The sequence below is a fragment of the Nocardia sp. NPDC050408 genome, from assembly GCF_044458905.1.
In the GTDB taxonomy this organism is placed as follows: domain Bacteria; phylum Actinomycetota; class Actinomycetes; order Mycobacteriales; family Mycobacteriaceae; genus Nocardia.
In genome coordinates, this window is sequence record NZ_JBITIL010000013.1 from 110776 (window position 1) to 132536 (window position 21761).

Annotated in this window: 21 protein-coding genes; 11 read left to right on the forward strand and 10 right to left on the reverse strand. The window is 65.0% G+C overall.

Going from position 1 to position 21761, the window contains the following annotated elements:
- Window positions 1-5: 5 nt before the first annotated feature.
- The gene (locus ACIBJI_RS29830; RefSeq protein WP_364348799.1) at window positions 6-548 is read right to left on the reverse strand and encodes a single-stranded DNA-binding protein; all 543 of its coding nucleotides are present in this window, start codon (window positions 546-548) and stop codon (window positions 6-8) included.
- Between the two features lie 83 nt (window positions 549-631).
- Entirely contained in the window at window positions 632-919 is a 288-nt protein-coding gene (gene rpsF, locus ACIBJI_RS29835) for a 30S ribosomal protein S6 (protein WP_040697500.1), read from the reverse strand.
- Window positions 920-1223: 304 nt separating this feature from the next.
- Between rpsF and ACIBJI_RS29840 the strand changes: the two genes are divergently transcribed.
- On the forward strand, window positions 1224-2615 hold the full coding sequence (locus ACIBJI_RS29840; protein WP_364348795.1) for a hypothetical protein: 1392 nt from the start codon (window positions 1224-1226) through the stop codon (window positions 2613-2615).
- Window positions 2616-2755: 140 nt separating this feature from the next.
- Here ACIBJI_RS29840 and ACIBJI_RS29845 read toward each other — a convergent pair whose 3' ends face one another.
- Window positions 2756-3292 (reverse strand): CGNR zinc finger domain-containing protein, encoded by a 537-nt coding sequence (locus tag ACIBJI_RS29845; RefSeq protein ID WP_364348792.1) that lies wholly within the window; start codon window positions 3290-3292, stop codon window positions 2756-2758.
- A gap of 89 nt (window positions 3293-3381) precedes the next feature.
- On the opposite strand from ACIBJI_RS29845, the gene ACIBJI_RS29850 reads away from it, so the two are divergent.
- Window positions 3382-4302, forward strand: a complete 921-nt coding sequence (locus tag ACIBJI_RS29850) for a DMT family transporter (protein ID WP_364348789.1) — start codon at window positions 3382-3384, stop codon at window positions 4300-4302.
- 97 nt (window positions 4303-4399) lie between these two features.
- Here the strand turns inward: ACIBJI_RS29850 and ACIBJI_RS29855 are convergent, their stop codons facing one another.
- Window positions 4400-5509, reverse strand: a complete 1110-nt coding sequence (locus ACIBJI_RS29855) for a DUF475 domain-containing protein (RefSeq protein ID WP_364348786.1) — start codon at window positions 5507-5509, stop codon at window positions 4400-4402.
- A 208-nt stretch (window positions 5510-5717) separates the two neighbouring features.
- Entirely contained in the window at window positions 5718-6293 is a 576-nt protein-coding gene (locus tag ACIBJI_RS29860; protein WP_063042648.1) for a TerD family protein, read from the reverse strand.
- A gap of 178 nt (window positions 6294-6471) precedes the next feature.
- On the opposite strand from ACIBJI_RS29860, the gene ACIBJI_RS29865 reads away from it, so the two are divergent.
- The 7 genes from ACIBJI_RS29865 (at window position 6472) to ACIBJI_RS29895 (ending at window position 13788) form a co-directional block, all read left to right on the forward strand.
- Entirely contained in the window at window positions 6472-7689 is a 1218-nt protein-coding gene (locus tag ACIBJI_RS29865) for a hypothetical protein (RefSeq protein WP_364348782.1), read from the forward strand.
- Window positions 7690-7737: 48 nt separating this feature from the next.
- Window positions 7738-8949, forward strand: a complete 1212-nt coding sequence (locus tag ACIBJI_RS29870; protein WP_364348779.1) for an HpcH/HpaI aldolase/citrate lyase family protein — start codon at window positions 7738-7740, stop codon at window positions 8947-8949.
- Window positions 8946-10502 carry a phosphoribosyltransferase family protein gene (locus ACIBJI_RS29875; RefSeq protein WP_397086798.1) on the forward strand — a complete coding sequence of 519 codons (1557 nt, stop codon included), beginning with the start codon at window positions 8946-8948 and terminating at the stop codon, window positions 10500-10502. The genes ACIBJI_RS29870 and ACIBJI_RS29875 overlap by 4 nt, the downstream gene beginning before the upstream one ends.
- Window positions 10503-10552: 50 nt before the next feature.
- Window positions 10553-11662, forward strand: a complete 1110-nt coding sequence (locus ACIBJI_RS29880; RefSeq protein WP_397086839.1) for a cysteine protease StiP family protein — start codon at window positions 10553-10555, stop codon at window positions 11660-11662.
- A gap of 56 nt (window positions 11663-11718) precedes the next feature.
- A complete protein-coding gene (locus ACIBJI_RS29885; protein WP_397086800.1) occupies window positions 11719-12510 on the forward strand; it encodes an HAD family hydrolase in 792 nt (263 codons plus the stop codon).
- A gap of 61 nt (window positions 12511-12571) precedes the next feature.
- Entirely contained in the window at window positions 12572-12928 is a 357-nt protein-coding gene (locus tag ACIBJI_RS29890) for a MerR family transcriptional regulator (protein ID WP_364348770.1), read from the forward strand.
- A complete protein-coding gene (locus ACIBJI_RS29895) occupies window positions 12925-13788 on the forward strand; it encodes a TIGR03619 family F420-dependent LLM class oxidoreductase (protein WP_364348767.1) in 864 nt (287 codons plus the stop codon). The genes ACIBJI_RS29890 and ACIBJI_RS29895 overlap by 4 nt, the downstream gene beginning before the upstream one ends.
- Window positions 13789-13832: 44 nt before the next feature.
- Here the strand turns inward: ACIBJI_RS29895 and ACIBJI_RS29900 are convergent, their stop codons facing one another.
- The 4 genes from ACIBJI_RS29900 to ACIBJI_RS29915 form a co-directional block, all read right to left on the reverse strand.
- Window positions 13833-14579 (reverse strand): hypothetical protein, encoded by a 747-nt coding sequence (locus ACIBJI_RS29900; RefSeq protein ID WP_397086802.1) that lies wholly within the window; start codon window positions 14577-14579, stop codon window positions 13833-13835.
- A 106-nt stretch (window positions 14580-14685) separates the two neighbouring features.
- A complete protein-coding gene (locus tag ACIBJI_RS29905; protein WP_364348761.1) occupies window positions 14686-15453 on the reverse strand; it encodes an AIM24 family protein in 768 nt (255 codons plus the stop codon).
- Between the two features lie 4 nt (window positions 15454-15457).
- On the reverse strand, window positions 15458-16153 hold the full coding sequence (locus tag ACIBJI_RS29910; protein WP_364348758.1) for an AIM24 family protein: 696 nt from the start codon (window positions 16151-16153) through the stop codon (window positions 15458-15460).
- A gap of 11 nt (window positions 16154-16164) precedes the next feature.
- Window positions 16165-16788 (reverse strand): AIM24 family protein, encoded by a 624-nt coding sequence (locus ACIBJI_RS29915; RefSeq protein WP_364348755.1) that lies wholly within the window; start codon window positions 16786-16788, stop codon window positions 16165-16167.
- Between the two features lie 184 nt (window positions 16789-16972).
- Between ACIBJI_RS29915 and ACIBJI_RS29920 the strand changes: the two genes are divergently transcribed.
- A complete protein-coding gene (locus ACIBJI_RS29920; RefSeq protein WP_364348752.1) occupies window positions 16973-18358 on the forward strand; it encodes a TerD family protein in 1386 nt (461 codons plus the stop codon).
- 33 nt (window positions 18359-18391) lie between these two features.
- Window positions 18392-20005: a TerD family protein gene (locus tag ACIBJI_RS29925; protein WP_364348743.1), complete on the forward strand. Its 1614-nt coding sequence runs from the start codon at window positions 18392-18394 to the stop codon at window positions 20003-20005.
- Here ACIBJI_RS29925 and ACIBJI_RS29930 read toward each other — a convergent pair.
- Window positions 20002-21693 carry a glycosyltransferase 87 family protein gene (locus ACIBJI_RS29930; RefSeq protein WP_364349088.1) on the reverse strand — a complete coding sequence of 564 codons (1692 nt, stop codon included), beginning with the start codon at window positions 21691-21693 and terminating at the stop codon, window positions 20002-20004. The two genes, ACIBJI_RS29925 and ACIBJI_RS29930, sit on opposite strands and share 4 nt — an antisense overlap.
- Between the last annotated feature and the right edge of the window lie 68 nt (window positions 21694-21761).

Consider the following 21761-nt stretch of genomic DNA (forward strand, 5'->3'; position numbering starts at 1 on the left):
CGTTCTCAGAACGGCGGTTCGTCGTCTGCGCGGCCGCCCCCGAAGGAGCCTGCCGCGGGTGCGCTGCCCCACGGGTCGTCGTCGGCGCCGCCGGAACGGCTGCCGCCACCACCACCGGCAGGAGCGAAGTTGCCACCGCCGCCACCGGAACCGGAACCGAAGCCGCCGCCACCCCCGCCGCCGCGGCTGGCCTTGGCGACCTTCGCGGTGGCGTAACGCAGCGAGGGACCGACCTCGTCGACCTCGAGCTCGACGACCGTGCGCTTCTCACCCTCGCGGGTTTCGTAGGAGCGCTGCTTCAGTCGTCCGCTCACGATCACGCGGGCACCTCGGGTCAGGCTTTCTGCGACATTCTCCGCAGCTTCACGCCAGATGTTGCAGCGCAGGAAAAGCGCTTCGCCGTCTTTCCATTCGTTCGAATTACGGTCGAACACGCGGGGAGTCGATGCGACGGTGAAATTCGCCACCGCAGCGCCCGCGGGCGTGAATCGAAGTTCGGGATCGGCCGTCAAGTTTCCGATGACGGTGATGACCGTGTCGCCTGCCATGTGGTTCCTCCTGCTCGGTATGCAGTCCGCAGTGCACTCGCTTTGCGCTAGAGCCTAGAGACAGGCACCGACGCAATCGAGTGTCACTTGCCGTGGCGCAGAACCTTGGTGCGCAGCACCGACTCGTTGAGACCCAGCTGGCGGTCGAGCTCGCTCACGGTGGCGGGCTCGGCGGTCAGATCGACCACGGCGTAGATGCCTTCGGCTTGCTTGGCGATCTCGTAGGCGAGCCGGCGGCGGCCCCAGATGTCGACCTTGTCGACCTTGCCGCCATCGGTCTTGACGACGCTCAGCATGTTGTCCAGCGACGGACCAACAGTGCGCTCGTCCAGGCTCGGATCGAGGATGACCATCACTTCGTAATGACGCACGGACCAATCACCTCCTGTGGACTAGGAAACGGCCACGGACGGTCCGTGGCAGGAGGGTCGTTGCGTCAGCAACCCGACAAGGCTACATGAACGCCCGCTGAGCAGCGAAAGCTGCCCCGTGATTACCTTCGCAACATCTGATTTCGTACGCATATGGGTAACTCACCGGGTACGTCCAGCACTCGATCCAGCGACCGACCGCCGGTCCGCGACGCGACCAGCAAAGCTCCTACGACCGGCAAAAGGCTCGCGGAGGCGGGGGAGCCGCGGGCGCGGTCTGCGTCGGCCACCTAGGCTGGTCGACATGCCGACCGGACTGGCCGCCAGCGACTCGATCGCGGGCCGCGTGCAGCGCAGCACAGCGCTGGCCGCGGTGGTGGTGTTGCTGTGCGGGCTCACGCTGGCGTTCGCGTATGCCAACAAGGCGCGGTGTGCCGGTGCGCCGTTCGCCGAGAACGGTCGCAGTGCGATCTTCGATGTGATCAAGGATTCGGATGTCTGTTATTCCGATATCCAATTCCTCTGGCTCGGGCGCGATATCGATCAGCACGTCTTTCCGTATATCGATGGCGGCATTACCGGTGACGGCATGCTGACGGGTGGCGCGGTCGAGTATCCGGTGCTCAGTGGTGTGCTGATGTGGCTCGGCGCGGTCGGCGCCGATAACGACGCGGAATTCCTGCTGCATTCGGCATTGCTGTTGGCGCCGTTCGCCTTGTTGACCGCCTGGCTGCTGGTCCGGCTCGCGGGGCGGGCGGCACTGTTGTGGGCGGCCGGGCCGCCGCTGGTGCTCTACGCATTCCACAACTGGGAGCTACCCGTGGTCTGCATGGCGGTCGCCGCGGTGTACGTGGTGACCGCGCTGACCCGATATTCATTGCGTACCAGGGGAATTCTGGCCGCCGTGCTGCTCGGTATCGGGTTCTGTCTCAAGTTGTATCCGGGCATTTTCGTGCTGCCGTTGCTCGCTTATGTGCTCACCGGTGGTCAGCGCGATATGGATGATCCGACGCCGACCCGGTTCGATGTGCGCGGTGCGCTGCTTACCGCCGCCGCGGCCGTCGGCACGGTGGTCGTGGTGAATCTGCCGTTCGCGCTCGCTGGTTACGACGGCTGGCGCGCATCGATCACCTTTCAGCAATTGCGCCAGGCCGATATCACCACGAATTCCATTTGGTACTGGGGACTTCGACCGCTGTTCGCTCAGGATGCCGAGGGCGAGAGCGCATTTCAGCACGCCGTCTCGGTCGCCTCGCCGACGTTGGTGCTGGCCTCCTTCGCGCTGGCGATGTGGCTGGGCTGGAAGCGGTTCACGATGACCGGCACCTTCCCGTGGATCGGGGTCAGCGGCGCGATGCTGTGCGGATTCCTGCTGTTCCACAAGGTGCATTCGCCGCAGTACACGCTGTGGTTGGTGCCGTTCATGGTCTTGCTCGAGGTGCCGTGGGCGGCGATCGGTGCGTATCTGATCGCCGATGCGGCGATCGGGATCGGCGTATTCCGGTATTTCTATTCGATCGGATCCGGTAACTCGGTGGATTCGATGGAGAATGTCGTGCAATTCGGTGTGTGGGGACGAGCAGCGCTGCTGGTGGTGTTCTTCTTCCTATTCGTGCGTGCGATACCGCGCGGAACCCGACTCGTGCCCCCGCCGATACCGCGGTTCGCCCCCGGCAGCCTCGTTCCGGTCGCCTAGTACGGGCCCGCCGCCTCGGCCTCGGCGGTTAGCAACCCACGCCGGCGCACCGGCTCCGGGATCGGCCCGCGCAACTCGCACGCTGTCGCGCCGCCGCCACGGAGCAACCGCCATCGCTGACCGCCGGCGATACCGCCGGATCAGTCGGCATGTCTGGCACGGAATGCCGCGCTCTTGGCGCGGTTACCGCAGATGGTCATATCGCACCAGCGCCGCGACTTCCCGCGTGAGGTATCGAGATACAGCCGAGTGCACTCGTCGCGCCCGCATTCCTTGATCAACCCCCGCTCGGGACCACCGAGCATTTCGATTGCGGACCGGGCGATCGCGGCGAGTGCCGCATCCGGACCGCCGTGGCGAGTGATCGTCGCATCGGATCGCAATGTCAGCCTGGGCAATTCACCGCCCGCCAGCTCGTTGACGATCTTGCGGTCCGCATCCGCGAACGGTTCGTCGCCGGCCGCGGCCAGGGCCAGTCGGTAGGCCGCCTCGCGCAGTCGCACCGCGCGGTCGAGTGTCGCGGCATCGCAGTGCGGCGCGGTGTCGAGGAGGTAGGCGGCGAGCAGCCACTCGTCCAGATCCGCCGGAGTGGTGAGGAAGTCGTCGAACGTCGTGGCACGGGCCTTGACCGTGCCTGCGAAGTCCAGGGCGAGGTTACCGCTCACGAAGGCGAACACACCTCGATAATAACCGCCTTGACAGGTTACTTACGAAAATGCGAACGTAGTAACCGTCTTAGGCGGTTATCCGTTATCGAGGAGGGCACGTGAACTTGGACCCGCTGTTTCGAGCGACCGGCAAGCCATCCCTGGCGGCGGGCATGCAACCACTGTTCGTCGTGCTGTGGAGCAGCGCCTTTATCGCCGGAGTCATCGGCGTCGGCGCGGCACCGCCGATGACGGTGCTGTTCGCGCGCTTCGGCATCGCAGCGATACTGCTCGCGGTGTACGCCGTCGTGATTCGCGCGAGTTGGCCGAGCGCGGGCCAGCTCAAACATGTCGTCATCGCGGGTCTGCTGATGCAGATCGTGCAGTTCGGCGCGTTCTACACCGCGATGAGCCTGCACGTCTCGGCCGCCATCATCGCCCTGGTCCAGGGACTCAATCCGGTCGTCATCGCCTTGCTGGCCGGGTTCATCGGCGAAACCGTCACCGCGCGACAGTGGTTCGGCTTCGGCATCGGCGGTATCGGCGTCGGCTTGGCGGTACTCGACCAATCGAGCATGTCACCGGTCGGCCTGCTGCTGTGCGTGGTCGGCTTGCTTGGTCTCAGTGTCGGCACGATCTATCAGAAACGTTATGTGCCGCAGGTCGATTCGCGTGCCACCACCGCCATTCACATGGCCGCGAGCGCGCCGGTCGCGGGTGTATTGGCTTGGAGCACCGGCCAATTGCATATCTGGGATGGGACGCGGTTCGCGGAATCGCTCACCTGGATGGTGCTGGTCAATTCGATGGTCGCATTCCTACTATTGAATGCGATGCTGAAGCGTTGGGAGGCAACGCGAGTCGGGCGTTTGTTCTTCGCGACTCCCGCGGTCACCGCCGTGCTGGCCTGGCTGTTCATCGATCAGCCGCTGCGGCCCCTCGCCGCGGCCGGACTCGGCGTCGGACTGATCGGCATGGTGTTCGCCTCGCGCCGCCCGACGCCCGCAATCGATCAGCGGCAACCGGTGCCCGTCCGCTGAAAAGAGAAGCGGCAGCGGCTGGAAGCCGCCGCTAGCGACTGCTTGCAGGTCGCTCGAAAAGATCGGCCGCTCGAATTCTTCGGCTACTCGCCGGAATTCAGGCCACCGGGGTGACCTCTCGTTCGCTCTCCACTTCGTCGGCGTCATCGCGCCGATTCCGAATGATGCTGGTGATGAATGCCGCGCCGATGAAGGCCACGCCGACGAGACCGGTGACGATTTCGTTGATGTGTACGCCGATCGAGACGAACAGGATGACCGCCAGCGCGCCGATCGCCCAGTGCGCGCCGTGCTCCAGGTACACGTACTCCGACAGCGTGCCCTTGCGCACCAGGTACACGGTGATCGAACGGACGAACATGGCGCCGATCAGACCGAGGCCGAGCGCGATGATGATCGGGTCGGAGGTGATGGCGAAGGCGCCGATGACACCGTCGAAGGAGAACGACGCGTCGAGCACCTCGAGGTACAAGAACAGGAAGAACGCCGCCTTGCCCGCGGCCTTGACCAGCTGGGACGGACCGCCGTCCGCGGATTCCTCGAACTCCTCGGTATGGAACAGCGAGCCGAGTCCGTCGACCACGATGTAGGTGATCATGCCGAGCAGACCGGCGACCAGGACGGTGGCGCGCTCTTCGTCGGTCGCGATCAATTCGGCGGTGAGCACCAGGCCGACGCTCGCGACGACCACGGAGAGCATATCGAGCTTGCCGAGCTGGGCAAGCGGCTTCTCCAGCCAGGACAGCCAGGTGGTTTCGCGTTCCTCGAAGATGAAGTTCAGGAACAGCAGCAGCAGGAACATGCCGCCGAACGCGGCGATCTGCGGATGTGCGTCGGTGAGCAGCTTCTCGTAGCTGGGGCTGCCGTCCGGGAATACCAGCGCGTCATCTGCGGGCGGGTTCAGCGCAAGGTCGAAAGCCTTCACCGGGTTCAGGCCCGCGGTGATCCAGACGATCGCCAACGGGAAGACCAACCGCATGCCGAATACTGCGATGATCACACCGACGGTGAGAAAGATCCGCTGCCAGAACTCGTTCATGCGTTCGAGCACGGTGGCGTTGATGACCGCATTGTCGAACGACAGCGAGACCTCGAGGACGCCGAGGATGGCGGCTAACGCCAGCGCCGTCGGTCCGCCGTACAGGAATGCCGCGACGAGCGATATCACCGTGACGACGATGGACATGCCGAATATGCGCAGGACCACGCGGAGACCCTTTCCGTGCGGCGGTCGAATGTCTTTCCGAGCGCGCCTTTGCCGATGTAACCCGAGGGCCGAACCAACCCGCGGTCGCGATGATGGTTCCAGCGTGGCCGCCGAACCGTCGATTGTCCAACGGAGCGGCGAGGCGAATCGTTCCGGGACATGCGTACAGGGGGCCCGTCGCCGAGCCCCCTGTACAGATCAGTACGTCTTAGACGTTCACACCGTAGTCACGGGCGATACCCGCCAGGCCCGATGCGTAGCCCTGGCCGATGGCGCGGAACTTCCACTCGGCGCCGTTGCGGTACAGCTCGCCGAAGACCATGGCCGTCTCGGTCGAGGCGTCCTCGGACAGGTCGTAGCGGGCCAGCTCGGTGCCGTTGGCCTGGTCGACAACGCGGATGTAGGCGTTGCGTACCTGGCCGAAGGACTGCTGCCGGGTGTCCGCGTCGTAGATCGAGACCGGGAAGAAGATGCTCTCGATGGTCGGCGGGGTGTTGGCCAGGTCGACCTTGATTACCTCGTCGTCGCCCTCACCCTCACCGGTCAGGTTGTCACCGAGGTGCTCGATGGAGCCCTCCGGCGACTTGAGGTTGTTGAAGAAGATGAAGTGCTTGTCGGACACGACCTTCTTGTCCCCACCGGTCGCGATCGCACTGGCATCCAGATCGAAGTCGGTGCCGGTGGTCGTACGAATATCCCACCCGAGCCCGACGGAGACAGCGGTAAGGTTCGGCGCCGCCTTCGTCAGCGAGACATTGCCGCCCTTGGACAAACTGACACCCATGCGGGGTTCCCTTTCAATAGACGTCTGTGGTTCCCAGCATTGTCCGAATCGCCGGGTACGCCCTACGACAGTAGTAGGTTTCGGCAGTCTTGCGTAGGAACTGGTGTATCCCCCGGTGAACTGGAACATCTCGTCCGCTCGGCCGAGCCGAGGCGAGTACACCGCTTAACATCGGGGCGTGACAGGCCGTAGGCGTGGATGGTTCCGGTCGTCCGGGAACAATGAATGGATTGCACAGGCCCGGTCGACGCTGGCTGCCGCATTCCTGGATATGGATCGGCGCCAGAGTGCGGCCGAGGCGGCGGTGCACGCCTGCGAACAGGTCTTCCCGGAGCGACGGATGGGCGCGAAATGGGAACCCGTGCGCAGCAGATGCTATGACGCCGCAGGCGCATATCTGACGTTCACCGAGGAACTGGATAACGTCGAGCGCGACGACACGCCGATGCCGCAGCGGCAGCCGCGGGTGGACACCCTGGTGCGGCAATTGACCGACGCGGCCCGTGCCGTCGACGAGTTCTATCGCGGTAATCAGTCCCAGCTCGAACATGCCGTCGCGGTGGCGGGCACGGTGCCACAATTCGCGCAGCAGGTGAAGGTCGCGGCGGCGGGTGTGCGCAGGCAGGCCGCCGAATCCGAATACGCTGGCTACCCCTCTGTGCGCCAGCACGCGACGGCGGTGGATGAGTCGCTGCTCACACTCGAGTCGCTCGGTTCCGAGGTGCCCGCCGCGAGTATCCGCGAGGCCGCCGGACGCTTGGAATCGGCGACGAAAGCGCTGGCAGAAGCATTGACGCAGGCGCCTTCTCGGGCCGCGGCGGCGGCCAATGCGATCGCCTCGGTTGCCACCAGGTTGGCCGCGGTACGCACTCGTGGCGAGCGGCTGGCACCGGCCTACTCGGAGATGCTGCGCGAGTTCAATGCTGCGAGTTCAGCGGATCTGGCTAACAATGGGCAGGAAAGCAAGAAGGCCATCGAGGCCGCGGATGCCGCCCTGGTGCGGGCGCGAGCGGCAGCGGCCGAAAACAATCCGGAGTCTGCGCTTGATCTGACTACATCCGCACGCGGGTACCTCACCGAGGCCGAGCATTTGATCGATGCCGTCACCAAACGGCTGACATTGCTGCGCGAGGTCCGTGAGAATCCGCAAGAGAAGGCCAAGGCCGTACGATTTCGGCTGCGGGACGCACAAATGCTCGCGGTGAGCCGCGGGCTCGTCGGCGAATGGGGATCTGTGCTCGACGCACAGGTGGACCGGATCGATCGAATCACCGAAAACCTGTCGGGGCGCCATCCCGACTACTGGGCCTATGTGGCCGAATTGGATACCGTCGCGGAGTTCGTAGCCGGGGTAGTGGATCGAATGAGAAAACAAGCAGGACCACGACGAGAATGAGGCCAGGGTTATGCGGCCACCGCCATTAGGGATGAGGACAGCGAAGCGATGACCGCGGGCATCGTCGTCCAGCAACAGGTCTCCCTGCGAAAGCAATTGCCGCTGCGCCATTTTCGCCAGTTGCACGGCCCGGAGGCGCGGCACCTGTTCCATCGACAACCGGAACCGTTCGGCGATGAGGCCGACCGGGAAATTCTGGCGATCGCGCTCGGCGCCACGCTGTACGCGCCGGCGACTCGCCATGACCTCGCCTCGACGATAAGTAAGCGGGCCGCGCGCGGCGTGTGCTCGATGGTCATCGATCTCGAGGATGCGGTCGCCGATCACGAGGTGGAATCGGCCAAACGCCAGACCGTCGCGACGCTGAATCTGCTTGCCGAAAGCGAGGATCCGAATCCGCTGCTGTTCGTCCGGGTTCGTGATGCGGATACCGTGTCCGAAATCGTCGAACAGCTCGGCAGCGGGACAGCGGCACTGAGCGGCTTCGTCTTTCCGAAATTCGACAGTGCGAGCGGTCCGAAATATCTCGCCGCACTCGAGGCGGCCGCCGAGCGTTTGAGCAGGCCGGTGTACGGCATGCCGGTCCTCGAATCGCCCGCGCTGGTACATCGCCAGACCCGGGATCAGGAGCTGACCCAAATCGCGACGCTATTGGGCGAGCACCGCGAGCGGGTACTCGCGGTACGCATCGGCGCGACGGATATGTGCTCGACCTTCGGCATTCGGCGGGACCGGGATCTGACCATTTACGACGTGCGGGTGGTCGCGGATGTCATCGCCGATATCGTGAATTACCTGGGGCGTTCCGACGGCACGGGTTTCGTGATCACCGGACCGGTCTGGGAATACTTCGCCGACCATGAGCGGATGTTCCGGCCGCTGCTGCGGACCGCGCCGTTCGAGGAATCCGATGCGGTACCGTTCCGGCGCTATCTGGTCAGTCGCGATCTGGACGGGCTACTACGTGAGATCACGCTCGATCGGGCCAATGGGATCCAGGGCAAGACGGTGATCCATCCGTCGCATGTCGCGGCCGTGCATGCACTGTCGGTGGTGACCCACGAAGAGTATTCGGATGCGCTGGACATCCTGCAGGTCGATGTCGGCGGGGTCGCGGCATCCGGATATCGGAACAAGATGAACGAGATGCGGCCGCATCGCAGTTGGGCGCGTCAGACGCTGCTGCGGGCCCGGGTTTTCGGTGTCGCCAATAAGGGTGTTTCGTTCGTGGATCTATTGACAGCGTTGGTAACTGAATGAATATCGACCCCTGGGCGACAACGAATTTGGGTATCGAGTTGCGGCACGAGCGCTCGCATGGGGGCGGGGCGGTTGACGTGCTGCCCGCCGAATTGCCCATCGCAACTTTGATTCAGCCCGGGTTGCGACGCAATCCGCGTCGCGCGCACCTGCTGGTTTCGACGGTGCTCGGGAAACATCTGCCGACGGATCCGCGGGTTGTGCTCGGTGCGGGCAATCGACTGGGTGATCTGGTGCGTGACGTGCTGGGGGATCGCGAGGCAGTGGTGCTCGGATTCGCCGAGACCGCAACGGGTTTGGGACATTGTGTGGCGGCGCGGATCGGAGCCGGATGCTATCTGCATTCGACCCGTCGCGAGGTGCCCGATGCGACTACCTTGACCGGCTTCGAGGAGGGACATTCGCACGCCACCTCGCATCTGCTGCAGCCCGCACCCGCGGATATCTTCGTCAACGATCTGCCGCTGGTGCTCGTCGACGACGAAATCTCCACCGGTGATACGGCGATCGATGCGGTTCGGGCGTTGCACGCGTTTTCGCCGCGTGCGCATTATGTACTGGCGTCGCTGGTGGATATGCGGACCGAGAGCGATCGGACGCGGTTCGAGGTGGCGGCCGACGAGCTGGGGGCGCGGATCGACACCGTGTGTTTGGCTGCCGGGCGGACCTTGCTGCCCGATGATCTGGTCGAGACGGTGTCTTCGATGCCGGATCCTGTATTGAATCCGACCGCAGCGCAGCGTGGTTCGTTCGATCGGATCGAGTTGCCCTGGCCTGCTTCGGTTCCCGAGGGCGGTAGGCATGGGATTTTGCGGTCCGATACGGATGCGTTCGAGGCGGCGCTTGTGCAGGCCGCCGAGGCGTTGCGGGTTCGGCTCGCCGATGATTTCGCTGGTCGACCCGCGATTGTGCTCGGGCACGAAGAGTTGATGTATTTGCCGTTGCGGTTGGCGGCCGAACTTGCCGATGCCGGGATCGCGACGCGATTTCAGACGACGACTCGCTCGCCCGCGTATGTGCTGGATGAGCCGGGGTATCCGTTACGGCGTGGCTTCCGGTTCGTTGCGCCTGAGGCTGGTGAGGTGGAACCACGTTATTTGTACAACGCGCACTGGATCGAGGACGCGCTTTCCGAAGTTGCGGCATTGGACGATGGGGTGGCATTGGACGATGGGGTGGCGTTGGACGATGGGGTGGCGCTGGGCAATGGGGCGCTGGGCAATGGGGCGCTGGGCAATGGGGCGCTGGGCAATGGGGCGCTGGGCAATGGGGCGCTGGGCAATGGGGCGCTGGGCGATCATGCTCCCGGGGGCGAGGGGGCGGTGGATTATCCAGGGCTGACGAGGTCCGCTGGTGGGCGGTCGGTCGGCGTCGAGCCGGTTCTGGTCGTCGTCATAGATGCACCTGCCGACACCGCTGAACTGCGCGCCGCAGGCGGCCTGATCGATGTGCTGACCGCATCCGGGGACGATGTCGTCCTGGCGGTGCTTCCAGGTGCGGATCCGCGGCTTTTGCATGCGGAACGGACCGTTGCCGAACCGAGGATGTTATGAGGTCGAACGCTGTGCCGGAATCGAATATCTCACCGCAATCGGCCTTGGCCCTGCCCGTTGCGCTGCACGGACCGGCCTTCGGATCGTATGCGGCCGAGGAGGTTTCCTGGCTACTGAAGGATCTGTCCGAGGTCGACCTCGAGGCCGATGTGGCCGAGCGGGAACACCGGATCCAGTCCGGTGCCGCACATTATGCGGAATCGCTGCCGATCGAATATCAGCCCGATGCGGCATACCGCTCGCTGTTCGACGAGGTGTTGGCCGAGAGTGCCGAGCGACTCGCGCTCGCCGTTGCGACGGTATCGGAACTCGTTGTCACCGAACGCGGTACCGATATCGTGCTGGTTTCACTGGCCCGGGCGGGTACGCCGATCGGAATTCTCATGCGCCGCTGGCTGCGGTCGCGAAGTCTCGATGTGCCGCACTATGCGGTATCCATCGTGCGCGATCGTGGTATCGACGCCGTCGCACTGGATTATCTCGCCCGGCATCATGATCCGGCCTCGGTGGTGTTCGTCGACGGCTGGACCGGTAAAGGTGCCATTACTCGGGAGCTCACCGAAGCGCTGAACGCCTATCACGCCGCGGGCGGCGCCCGATTCAATGACGAGCTCGCCGTGCTCGCCGACCCGGGACATTGCGTGCGCACCTATGGCACCCGAGACGATTTCCTGATCGCCTCCGCATGCCTGAATTCGACAGTCTCCGGGCTGATTTCGCGCACCGTGCTCAATGACATGCTGATCGGTCCGGGCGATTTCCATGGTGCGAAGTTCTATCGCGAACTGGCGGCCGACGATGTCTCCGGACGCCTGCTCGACACGGTGACCGCAGCCTTCGACGCGATCCGGGATCGCGTGCCCGCCGAACTGTCCGCCGTGCGCGCCGCGGACCGGACACCGACCTGGACCGGCTGGGCCTCGGTCGACAAGGTGCGCGAGGAATACGGTGTCGCCAGTGTGAATTTCGTGAAACCCGGTGTCGGCGAGACGACTCGGGTGTTGCTGCGGCGGCTGCCGTGGCGGGTGCTGGTGCGTGCGGCGGACGCACCGGAGCACGCGCATATCCGTCTGCTCGCCGCGGCCCGCGGTGTTCCGGTCGAGGTCGTGCCCGACCTGGCCTATTCGTGCATGGGATTGATCAAGGACGTACAGCAGTAATGCATTTGCGAAAACTACGAAGACACGCTCTGATTGCTACCGATCTAGATCGGACGATGATCTATTCGCGCAACGCTTTCCACGCCACCGGCGAAGTGCCGATGGTTTGTGTGGAACACCTCGAGGGCGCGCCACTGTCGTTCATGACGACCACCGCCGCGCTGCGTATGCAGACCCTGACTGGACCCGCCGCCGTCATCCCCACCACCACTCGGACCATCAAGCAGTTCGAACGTATCCAATTGCCCGGCGCACCCTGGCGATACGCGATCACGAGCAATGGCGGGAACATCCTGGTCGACGGCGTGCCGGATATGCGCTGGCGCATCGACATCGACGCGCAGATGCGGGCAAGTGGCGCCACATTGTCGGAGGTGAATACCGAACTGCGTGCGCGAATCGACGATTCCTGGGTCACCAAATTCCGGGTCGCCGATCATCTGTTCACCTACCTGGTGGTGAAACCCAAGGAAGTTCCGGACGGCTTCCTCGCCGAATGGGATGCCTGGTGCCGCCCGCGCGGCTGGTCCGTCTCCCAGCAGGGCCGCAAGATCTACACGATGCCCCTGGTCGTCTGTAAGAGTCATGCGGTGCGCGAAGTCCGTCGCCGGCTGGTCGAAAATGGTGAACTCACCGATGCGGCCACGACTCTCGCCGCAGGTGACGGTGCCCTGGACGCCGAGATGCTGCGCACTGCGGACTCCGCCATCCGTCCACGCCACGGCGAACTCGAACAACTCAACTGGACCCACCCCAATCTCACCATCACCCGCGCCTCCGGAATTCTCGCGGGCGAGGAGATCATCAACTGGTTTATCAAGGCCGCACCGGAAAGGCCACGTAGCTGACCTTGCGTTGACACCGGCGACAAGGTTTAGCGTTGCCCCGACGGGTCGTGAAGGAGGTCGAATGCTGATCGGTGAGCTGGCCGAGCGCGTCGGGACGAGCACCAGGACGCTGCGCTACTACGAGGAGCACGGCTTGGTGCGGGCGCGGCGCTCGACCAATGGGTATCGCATCTATGACGAGTCGGAACTGCAGGTCGTCCACAAGATCCGGAGGCTGCTCGACGTGGGCTTCGATCTCGACGATATCCGCCCGTTCGTCGCGTGCATCCGCGCCGGAAATACCTCCGGGGATGTCTGCCCGGATTCGGTGGCGACATTGCGGCGCAAGCTCGACGAAGTCGAGGTGGCAATCGATCGGTTGCATGCGGTGCGATCGCAACTGCGCGACCAGCTCGATTCGGCGGCGGTGTCCCGATGAAGTTCGGAATCAATTACAGCACACCGTATTACGGTACCGATCCGGACCGGCTGATGGCGTTCGCGCAACATGCCGAGGCGTGCGGTTTCGAGTCGATCTACCTGCCGGACCATATCGCTCTCTATCCGGGTGCGGTGGTCGGCGAGTACGAAATGCCACCGACACTGCCGTTTCCCGATCCGCTCGATTGTCTGAGTTTCGTCGCCGCGGCAACGGACCGGATCCTGTTGGGCACCGGTGTGCTGCTGCTGCCGTATCGGCATCCGGTGGTACTGGCCAAGCGGCTGGCGACCATCGATGTGCTGTCCAAGGGCCGAATGCGTTTGCTGACAGTCGGACTCGGCACCTTGCCGGGTGAGGCCGCCGCGGTGGGGGTGGACTTCGCATCCCGTGGTCGTCGAACCGAAGAGGCGATCGATGTGCTGCGCCTGCTGTGGGGCGGCGGTGCGGATGGTGTCGACTTCCACGGCGAATTCTTTTCGTTCGACAAGCTGTGCGTATACCCGAAACCCCATGGCGGAGACCAGTTGCCGATCCATATCGGCGGATCGAGTCGGGCGGCGGCGCGGCGGGTGGGACGACGCGGCGATGGATACTTCCCGGGCGGGATGCTGATGCCCGCCGAACGTGCGCACCAGTGGGATCTGGCGAAGTCCACCGCCGTTGCGGCGGGCCGAGATCCGGCCACATTGGAATACACCCGATGGGGCTCGATCGATATGCCGCAGGATCGGGTCGACGGATTCGTTGCACAAGGCGTGACCCGGATCATTGTCGGCGCTACCGCCACTGACCAGGCCGTGCAGTTCGACGAAATGTCGGCGTTCGCGGCGCGTTTCGGGCTGGCGCGGAAGGACTGACGGGCAAGCCCGCCAGTCCTTCCGGTCGCGTGATGATAACGAGGTCAGCGGTTTCGGGTGCGGTTGAGCCAGTCGAGGGCTTCGCGGAGGGTCGGGGAGTGATCGAGGCGGGGCGGTTGGTAGGGGTGGTTTGAAGCGGACGGGTTGGCCGCGGCGTCGGGTTCGGGGTGAGACGGGTTGGAATACAGATGTTTCGGTGCCGCGGGATGGCCCTCCGTCGCGGGGCGGTCCGGGCGAGGGTACGAGGGATTCGTCGGGAAGGGGAGTTCCGGCGCGGATTTCGGCGTTGCCTGTGGCGCGATGCGGTCGAGTAGGGAGCTGGACGAGGCCTTGTCCGGGGCGAACGGGACTCCGGTGGAGAAGGCGCGCACACCGAGGGTGAGCATTTCACCGACCATACTGATGCCGATGGACAGGGTGGTGGGGCGGGCGTCGTGGTGCATGCCCATAGTGGTGCCTAGGGCGCTGATGGCGAAGCCCGCGGTCATCGATACGGCCCAGACGATCACGGTGCGCACGGTGTAGCGCTGCCACAGGTGGCCGTCGCGGGTGAAGATGCCGACGGTGGTGCCGCGTAGGGCGCCGAAGGCGAGACCGACGGCGCCGCCGATGATCAGCCAGGTGATATCGGTACCGTTGAGGTCGGCGATCTTGGTGAGGCTGTATATGCCGATCGCCAAGAGGATGACCGGTAGTCCGAAAGTATCGCGGGCATTCATCGGTTCGCCGTAGAACCGCTTCACCACCAGCGCGATGACCGCGACGATCGCGATCACGAGTCCGATACCCATGAGTGCCTCCCAACACTATGCCTACTGTTGGGAAGCTATTCGCCGGTCCGGGCTTGCCGAGTCCGCCGAAGGAAGGACCCCGGGGATGATCCTCAGGTCATCCGGATCAGTAATTTTGCTGTTGAGCACCCAATTGCTGGGCGATGATGCCCTGCAATCGCTGTAGGCCGCCGACGGTCACACCGCTCTGCAATTGCCCCTCGATGGTGCGGACCAGCGCGGAATCGCTGAGGATCTTCTCACTGGACTGGATGAGAACCGTTCCGGCACCGGTGAAGTCGAACTGGCGCTCCTCACCGGAGTTCACCCCGAACCGCGCCGCACCGGCGGCCAGGAAGCTGGAGACCCAGCGCTGGTCGTAGTGGTGGCTGGGGGACGGGCAATCCGCCCAGCCGACGAGGGCTTCCGGATCCACGCGCAGCGGCGGTTCGGCGAACATGACCGGGCCATTGGAGGAGGCCAGGAACTTACCGGTGCCGATGAGGGTGAGAAATCCGGGAACGATGGACTGATTCAGCGACAGCCCCGGCTCGAAGGCGAGCAGATTGGCGGCGCGGATGGTCAGGTTGCCATTGTCCTCGAGGTCATAGGAATTGATGTCGTATCCGCGGTCACCGATGATCAGCTTGCCGTGGCCCTCGGCGATCACGTAATCGCCGGTGAACAGCGGTGCGGAGAACTGCTGCGAGACCATATGCAGCAGCCCGCCCTGCAATCCGTGGGTGAGCATCTGGAACCGCATATCGCCGTAGTAGGCGATCATCGCGCCCTTGCGCATGAACCACGGCTTGTTCAGATCGATGCAATAGGCATAGCTGTTGCCCGGAAGGTTGTCGCTCTCACCGAGTTTCAGTGGATTCAAGATGTCGGTCATAGGTTCACAACTTCTCTTCCGAGGCCTGCACATACACGACACCCTGTCCGACGCAATGCAATTGCATCGCCTCACCGGAACCGCGCCCTACCGCATCGCGCCAGCTCAATGCCGTCTTCAACTCGGTCTGCACATTGCCGTAGGCGGCGACGAAGGCCTGCGGATCCACCACGATAGGATTCGGCCCGCCCACCGGCAGTTCCAAGAATCCGCCATGTGCCAGCAGCACCGCCGCGCCCTGTCCGGACAGCTGCGTGGTGAACATCCCTTGACCGGTCAGCGCACCACTGGCCGCTCCGCGCAACGCACCCATCAGCCCGCCGCCGCCACCACCGCCCGAACTCATCACGGACACAATCGAACTCTGCAGCGCGGCGGTATTGGCCAGCAGCCGCGAGGCCTCGACGCGCAGCACCGCGCCCGGCTGCATCTGCACCACATGCACTTCCAGCCCGGCGAACCCGTAGTGCACCTCGCCATTACCGGTGGCCAGCATGGTGCGCTCGTGCTCGCCGGCCATCATCCGACCCGCCATCCGCATGACGCCGCCACCGCCCATTCCGGGTGCGGCTCCTGGAATCTGATGCGGCGCAAAGGAAATATCGCCGGTGTAGAACAGCATCGCGCCGTTGCGCGCGACCACACCGCCCGCCATTCCGACGTCGACCTTGACGACCTTGCCGTTGACCTTCTCGAACATCGTCGGCCCCCTTACCGTTCCGCCGGTTGGATCAAAACGAGGCCCTGACCGTCGAAGCGGAGCGAAAACGCCTCCCCGGCGTCCTGGCCGACGAAGGTACGCCACGAAACATCGGTGACGAACGACTGATTGAGATTGCCCTGGCAGGCGACGAAGGCATCCGGATCCACGATCAGCGGATACTGCGGCGAAACCTCCAGGTGGATCAGCGGACCGCCCGCCGAGAGCAGTGCCACCTGTCCCTGTCCGGTCACCGTGGTGGTGAACAGGCCGGCACCCGAGGAGGCACCGCGCAGACCGGCGAAACGCACATCGGTGCGCAGGTTTCCGGCGAAGCACAGCAACTGCTGCGATTCGACCTGCAGCGTCTCGTTATTCAGATTCACGACGGTGACGTGCTGACCGTTGACCGCGAAGAAGACCCGGCCGTTGCCGCTGCATTCCATCAGCGACAGCTTCTCGCCGGTGGCGCGCCGCTTGAGCCCGGCGAGTACGCCGTCGCCGCCGCCGAAACCGGCCGATTTGAACTGTACATTTCCTTCGTAGGCGACCATCGAGCCGGAAATCGCGCGGATACTCGATCCCGCGAGGTGTGCCTCGATCACCTTTTTCGACTGCTCGAACAGTTGCGCCATAGGGAGTTTGCCTGCTGTCTGGTAGGGGGAACACGGGTATATCGCCCGCCATTCCGACCGCGTTTCGCCACCCTAACCGATCTTGGAGTACCCGTATGGGCCACGGCGAGGAGTTACTTCGGATCGTGTTCGGCACGTTTCTCGTAGAGTGGCACCGTACGCACCGACAAGCGAAGGGTCGAACTTGTCCGCAACACTCGCCAAGGGTCAGAATGGCCCGCTGGCCGCCAATGACGTGGTGATCTCCGTCCAGCTGACCGCACCCGCGGACCTGTCCGCGCTATTGGTCACCGAGTCGGGGAAGGTCCGTTCCGACGCGGACTTCGTCTTCTTCAATCAGCCCAATGGCCCCGGGGTGAATCTCCAGCCCGCGCCGGCCGGGCAGCCCGCGTCGCTGGCGGTCGCGCTGAATGCGGTGCCCGCGGATATCGCGCAGATCCGCGCGGTGATCACTCTGGACGACGCGACCAGCAATTTCGGCCGGTTCCCCGCGCCGACGGCGATCGTGTCGGATTCAGCGGGTAATCGGCTGTACGAGTACCGCATCGACGGTTTGAACACCGAGTCGATCGTGATCGCGCTCGAGCTGTACCGGCGCCAGAGTGAGTGGAAGGTGCGCGCGGTCGGCCAGGGCTACGCGGGTGGTTTCGCGGCATTGGTCACCGATCACGGTGTCACCGTCGACGAGTCCCCGGCCGCGACGCAGGTCCCGCCGCCTCCGTCCTACCAGCCTGCCCAGCCCGCACCGGGCTACCCGCCACCGCCCGAGCCCGCGTACCCGACGCAGCAGCAGCCGCAGTACCCACCGACACAGCAGGGCTACCCGCAAGGCGGACCCGGCTACCCGCCGCCCGGACAGGGCTACCCGCCGCCGCCCGGACCCGGTGGTTACCCGCCGCCCGGACAGCCCGGACCGGGCCAGGGCTATCCGCCGCCCGCCCAGCCCGCCGCGCAGCAGCAGCCGCCCGGTGAGATCAGCCTGAGCAAGGATCGTCCGGTCAGCCTGCTCAAGGGCCAGCGGGTCACCCTGCGCAAGGAGGGCGGCTCCGCGCTGACCTTCGTGAAGATGGGTCTGGGCTGGGATCCGGTGCGCAGCCGCGGCATGTTCGGCAACCGGACCGTCGATATCGACCTCGACGCGTCGGTGGTGATGTTCGCCGATATGAATGTGGTGGATGTGGCCTACTACGGACAGTTGACCTCCAAGGACGGTTCGGTCCGACACCAGGGCGACAACCTCACCGGTGAGGGCGAGGGCGACGACGAGGTCATTCTGGTCGACCTGACCCGTATCCCGGCGCATGTCAGCACGCTGGTGTTCATCGTGACCTCCTATAAGGGCCATACCTTCGAACAAGTCCAGAATGCGTTCTGCCGCTTGGTCGATGGCGCCAACAACGGCGAGCTGGCCAGGTACACCATGGCAGGCGGTATGGCGTTCACCGCGATGGCGATGGCCAAGCTGTTCCGGGTGGGCAGCGATTGGAAGTTACAGGCGCTCGGCGAGGGCTTCCAGGCCAAACATCCCGGTGAAGCGGTGCCACAGCTGGGCCGGTTCCTGGGTAATTGAGCGACAACTGCACGAAATAACGGGGCGGACAACGTGATTCAGCTGAAGGCCGGTCAGAATATGGTGCTGACCGGCGATATCGTTCGATTCAGCGCGAAAGCCGGGGCTGCCCTGGATGTTTCGGCGCTAGTGGTGGCGCAGAACCTGCGGGTCTTCGATACCGGCGATTTCGTGTTCTACAACCAGACCGAGACCGCGGGGGTGACGCTGTCCGAGGGCGGCGTCACCATCCGGCTCGGCGAGGTGCGCGCCGACGCCGAAGCGGTGCTACTGGTGGTCAGCGCCGATCCGGCCGCGCCCGCGCAGGCGGATGGACTCGGTGCGGTCACCGCTGAACTCGCCGTGAACGATGTCGCTACAGCGGAATTCGCGATCACTCCATCGGCGGGAGAGACCGCGCTGATCTGCCTGGAGGTGTATCGGCGCGGAACCGACTGGAAGTTGCGCGCAGTCGGTCAGGGCTATGCCGGTGGTCTTGCTGTGCTGCTCACCGCGCACGGCGTCGAGGTCGACGAAGCGGCGACACCGCAGTCCGGCCAACACAGCGCGGCCGACCTGCGGGGAGCCGAACCGGTCCGCAATCCGGGCCGGACCAGCGGTCAGGACACCATCAGCGGTCCCGACTCCCTGGGCGCCGGTCCGGCGCCGCTCGAGGTCGCGCACGGACTCGAACGCCTGTGGATGATCTTCGAGGATGCCGCGCGCTCGGCCGCCGCACTCATCTCCGCGCGTGACTACGCCATGCAGAGGCTGGATCAGGAACTGTCCGCGGCGGTTTCGGATCCGGCGACCAGGAACACCCCGGCCGCCGAGGAGGCCAGGCAGGCGGCACAGCGTCGCTGTGACGATCTGATTGCCACCGCGGAGGGGAACCACCTGGGCGATAGCGAAGCGCTCATACGCGAACTCGCCGAAGCCGATCGGCAATTGCCGCCGTCACTCGCGTCCTGGGATTCGCCCGCCTGGGACGGTGCGCCGACGCCGAGCGACGGCATTCGACTCGGCGAACTCTACGCGAATGAGCGCGGGCCGCTGCGCATTCCGTACTGTGTGCCGGTGCCGCTGACCCGCCCGCTGTGGATCGATACCGAATCTTCGGCCGCGGCGACCCCGGTCGTCGGTGCGGTGCTCGCGCGACTGCTCGCGGCCGATCCCGGTCGGCGCACCCTGGTCGACATGATCGATCTGACGGGAGCGTTCAGCCAGCTCGTCGGTCCGCTTACCCCGGTGCTGAACGGCCCGCCGATCACCGATTTCGGCGATATCTCGGCGCGGCTGCAGACCCTGGTAGAGGCCGCTGACCTGGCCGAATTGGCTTATTCCAGTGGGAATTTCACGCCACCGACCGAGCACAGGGTCCTGCTCGCCGCGGACTTCCCGCACGGATACCAGAGCGCGGACGCCCACCGCATCGCGACGTTGCTGGTGCGCGGTGATTTGATCGGGCTGTCCACGGTGATCGTTGGCACCGACGAATCCGAGTCCAGCGATGGGACGGTGGCGATGCTGTCGCAGTCCTGCCGTCATCTGCCGACGGTCGACGGCACCCCGCTGTTCGATCCGTGGACCGGCAGCGCGTGGCAGCTGGATCTGGATCTGCTGCCACACGAACCCGCCAGGCAGGCGCGCTTCCTGCGCACCAGCTAAGCGCGTACCAGAGCCGTCCTCGGCCGCAGCGCCTCCGGCAGCCAGGGCAGCAGCGGGTCCGGTGCGCGATCGACGACGCCGCCGACCGGATCGTCGACGAAATCGCGCCGGACCAGATCCTCCTCCGGTCGGTAGATCTGTCGAATGATCAAGGCGCACAGCGCGAGTACCGCGATATCGCGCAGCCCGACAGTGCCCGTGAACCACTGCTCGGGCAGGCCCTTGCGGTCCAGGCCGAGGTAGTAGAACATTCGCGGCACCCAGACCAGCGCGTCGATGGTCATCCAGGCCAACAGAATTCGGCGATGCGGCAGCGCGAGCACGGCCAGCGGCACCAGCCACAGCGAATACTGCGGGCTCCACACTTTATTGGTGATCAGGAAGGCGGCGACGACCAGGAAGCACAGCTGGGCCAGGCGCGGCCGGCGCGGGGCGGTGAGCGCGATATAGGCGATCGCCGCGCAGGCGGCGACGAATACCAGCAGCGACACCAGATTCAGGATGGTCGGCTGTTCGACATGTCCGATCTCGCCGTCGAATCCGGCCCAGCCGGTGAACGAGGTGATGACGTTGTAGATGGAATCCGGATCGGCGTGCCGAGTGGTGTTGAGCCGGAAGAACTCCCGCCAGCCATCGGGATACAGCAGTGCGATCGGCAGGTTCACCACCAGCCAGGTGCCCGCCGCGGCCGCAACGGTCAAGGCGGCCGCGCCGAGCGGCCGGGCGCTGAGAAATTGCGTGCGATACGGGGTTTCGCGCAGCCAGGTCATCGCGGTACGCCAGCTGTCGATATCGCTCAACCGGAGCCCGAGCCGTGCGCTCGGCACCCGCTGCAGTGGGTCGGCGCGCAGGCACAACACCACGATCGGCCCGAGTAGTAGCAGCGGGTAGAGCTTGGCCGCACCGCCGAGTCCGAGCAGCAGACCCGCGAGCAACGGTCGTCGGCGGGCCCAGGCGAGCAGGCCGGTGGCGGCGAAAGCCGTCGCGAGCGCGTCGAAGTTGGTGAACGCGTGCACGATAACCAGCGGCGAACAGGCGACCAGCGCGGCATCCCAAACCCGCCGCCCCGCCAGTTGTGCCGAGCCCCATACCGTGACCAGCCAGGCGAAGGCCAGACCCACCGCGACCACATTGAAGTAGATGACCACCTGCAGCGCACCGGGCAGCGGGGAGGCATCCCAGGTCTTGGCGACCTGCATCGCCGCGTACTGATAGAGCCCGGACAGCACCGGATACTCCATGTACCTGGTCTCTCGGCCGCCGTCCGCGGTCTGCTCGGTCCATTCCTTCTTGTATGGGAAGGCGCCCTCGTTCAGCCGTTCCGCGCCGTAGAGCGGCACGGTATCCGAGTAGCACATGGCGATGTACTGGCGGCCGTTGTTCCAGTCGAGGGTGAGCGAACCGTCGGAGGTGGTCGTCTGCTGGATGCAGCCCGCCTTGCTCGCCCAGCCGAGCGCGAGGAACACCAGTGCGAAGGCGAGCAACACCCGCATCGGGGTCCAGAACCGGACCCGGCCGATGAGCGCGTGGTCACCGACCGGGCCGCCGACGACCGTGCTCAGCTGCGCGGTCAGGGAATCATTGCGGCTGGGGCGATCTCGGCCGTCGGCCGAGCGCAGATCCGGTGCCAGCGGCGCGGGCGCGACATAGTGCGTCGCGCCGCCGGACTGTGTTGCACCGGACGGCATCCCGTCGGTCTGCGGCGCTCTTGCGTTCGTCCGCTCGTCCACGAGTTGCGGTTCGGTCACGGCACCCG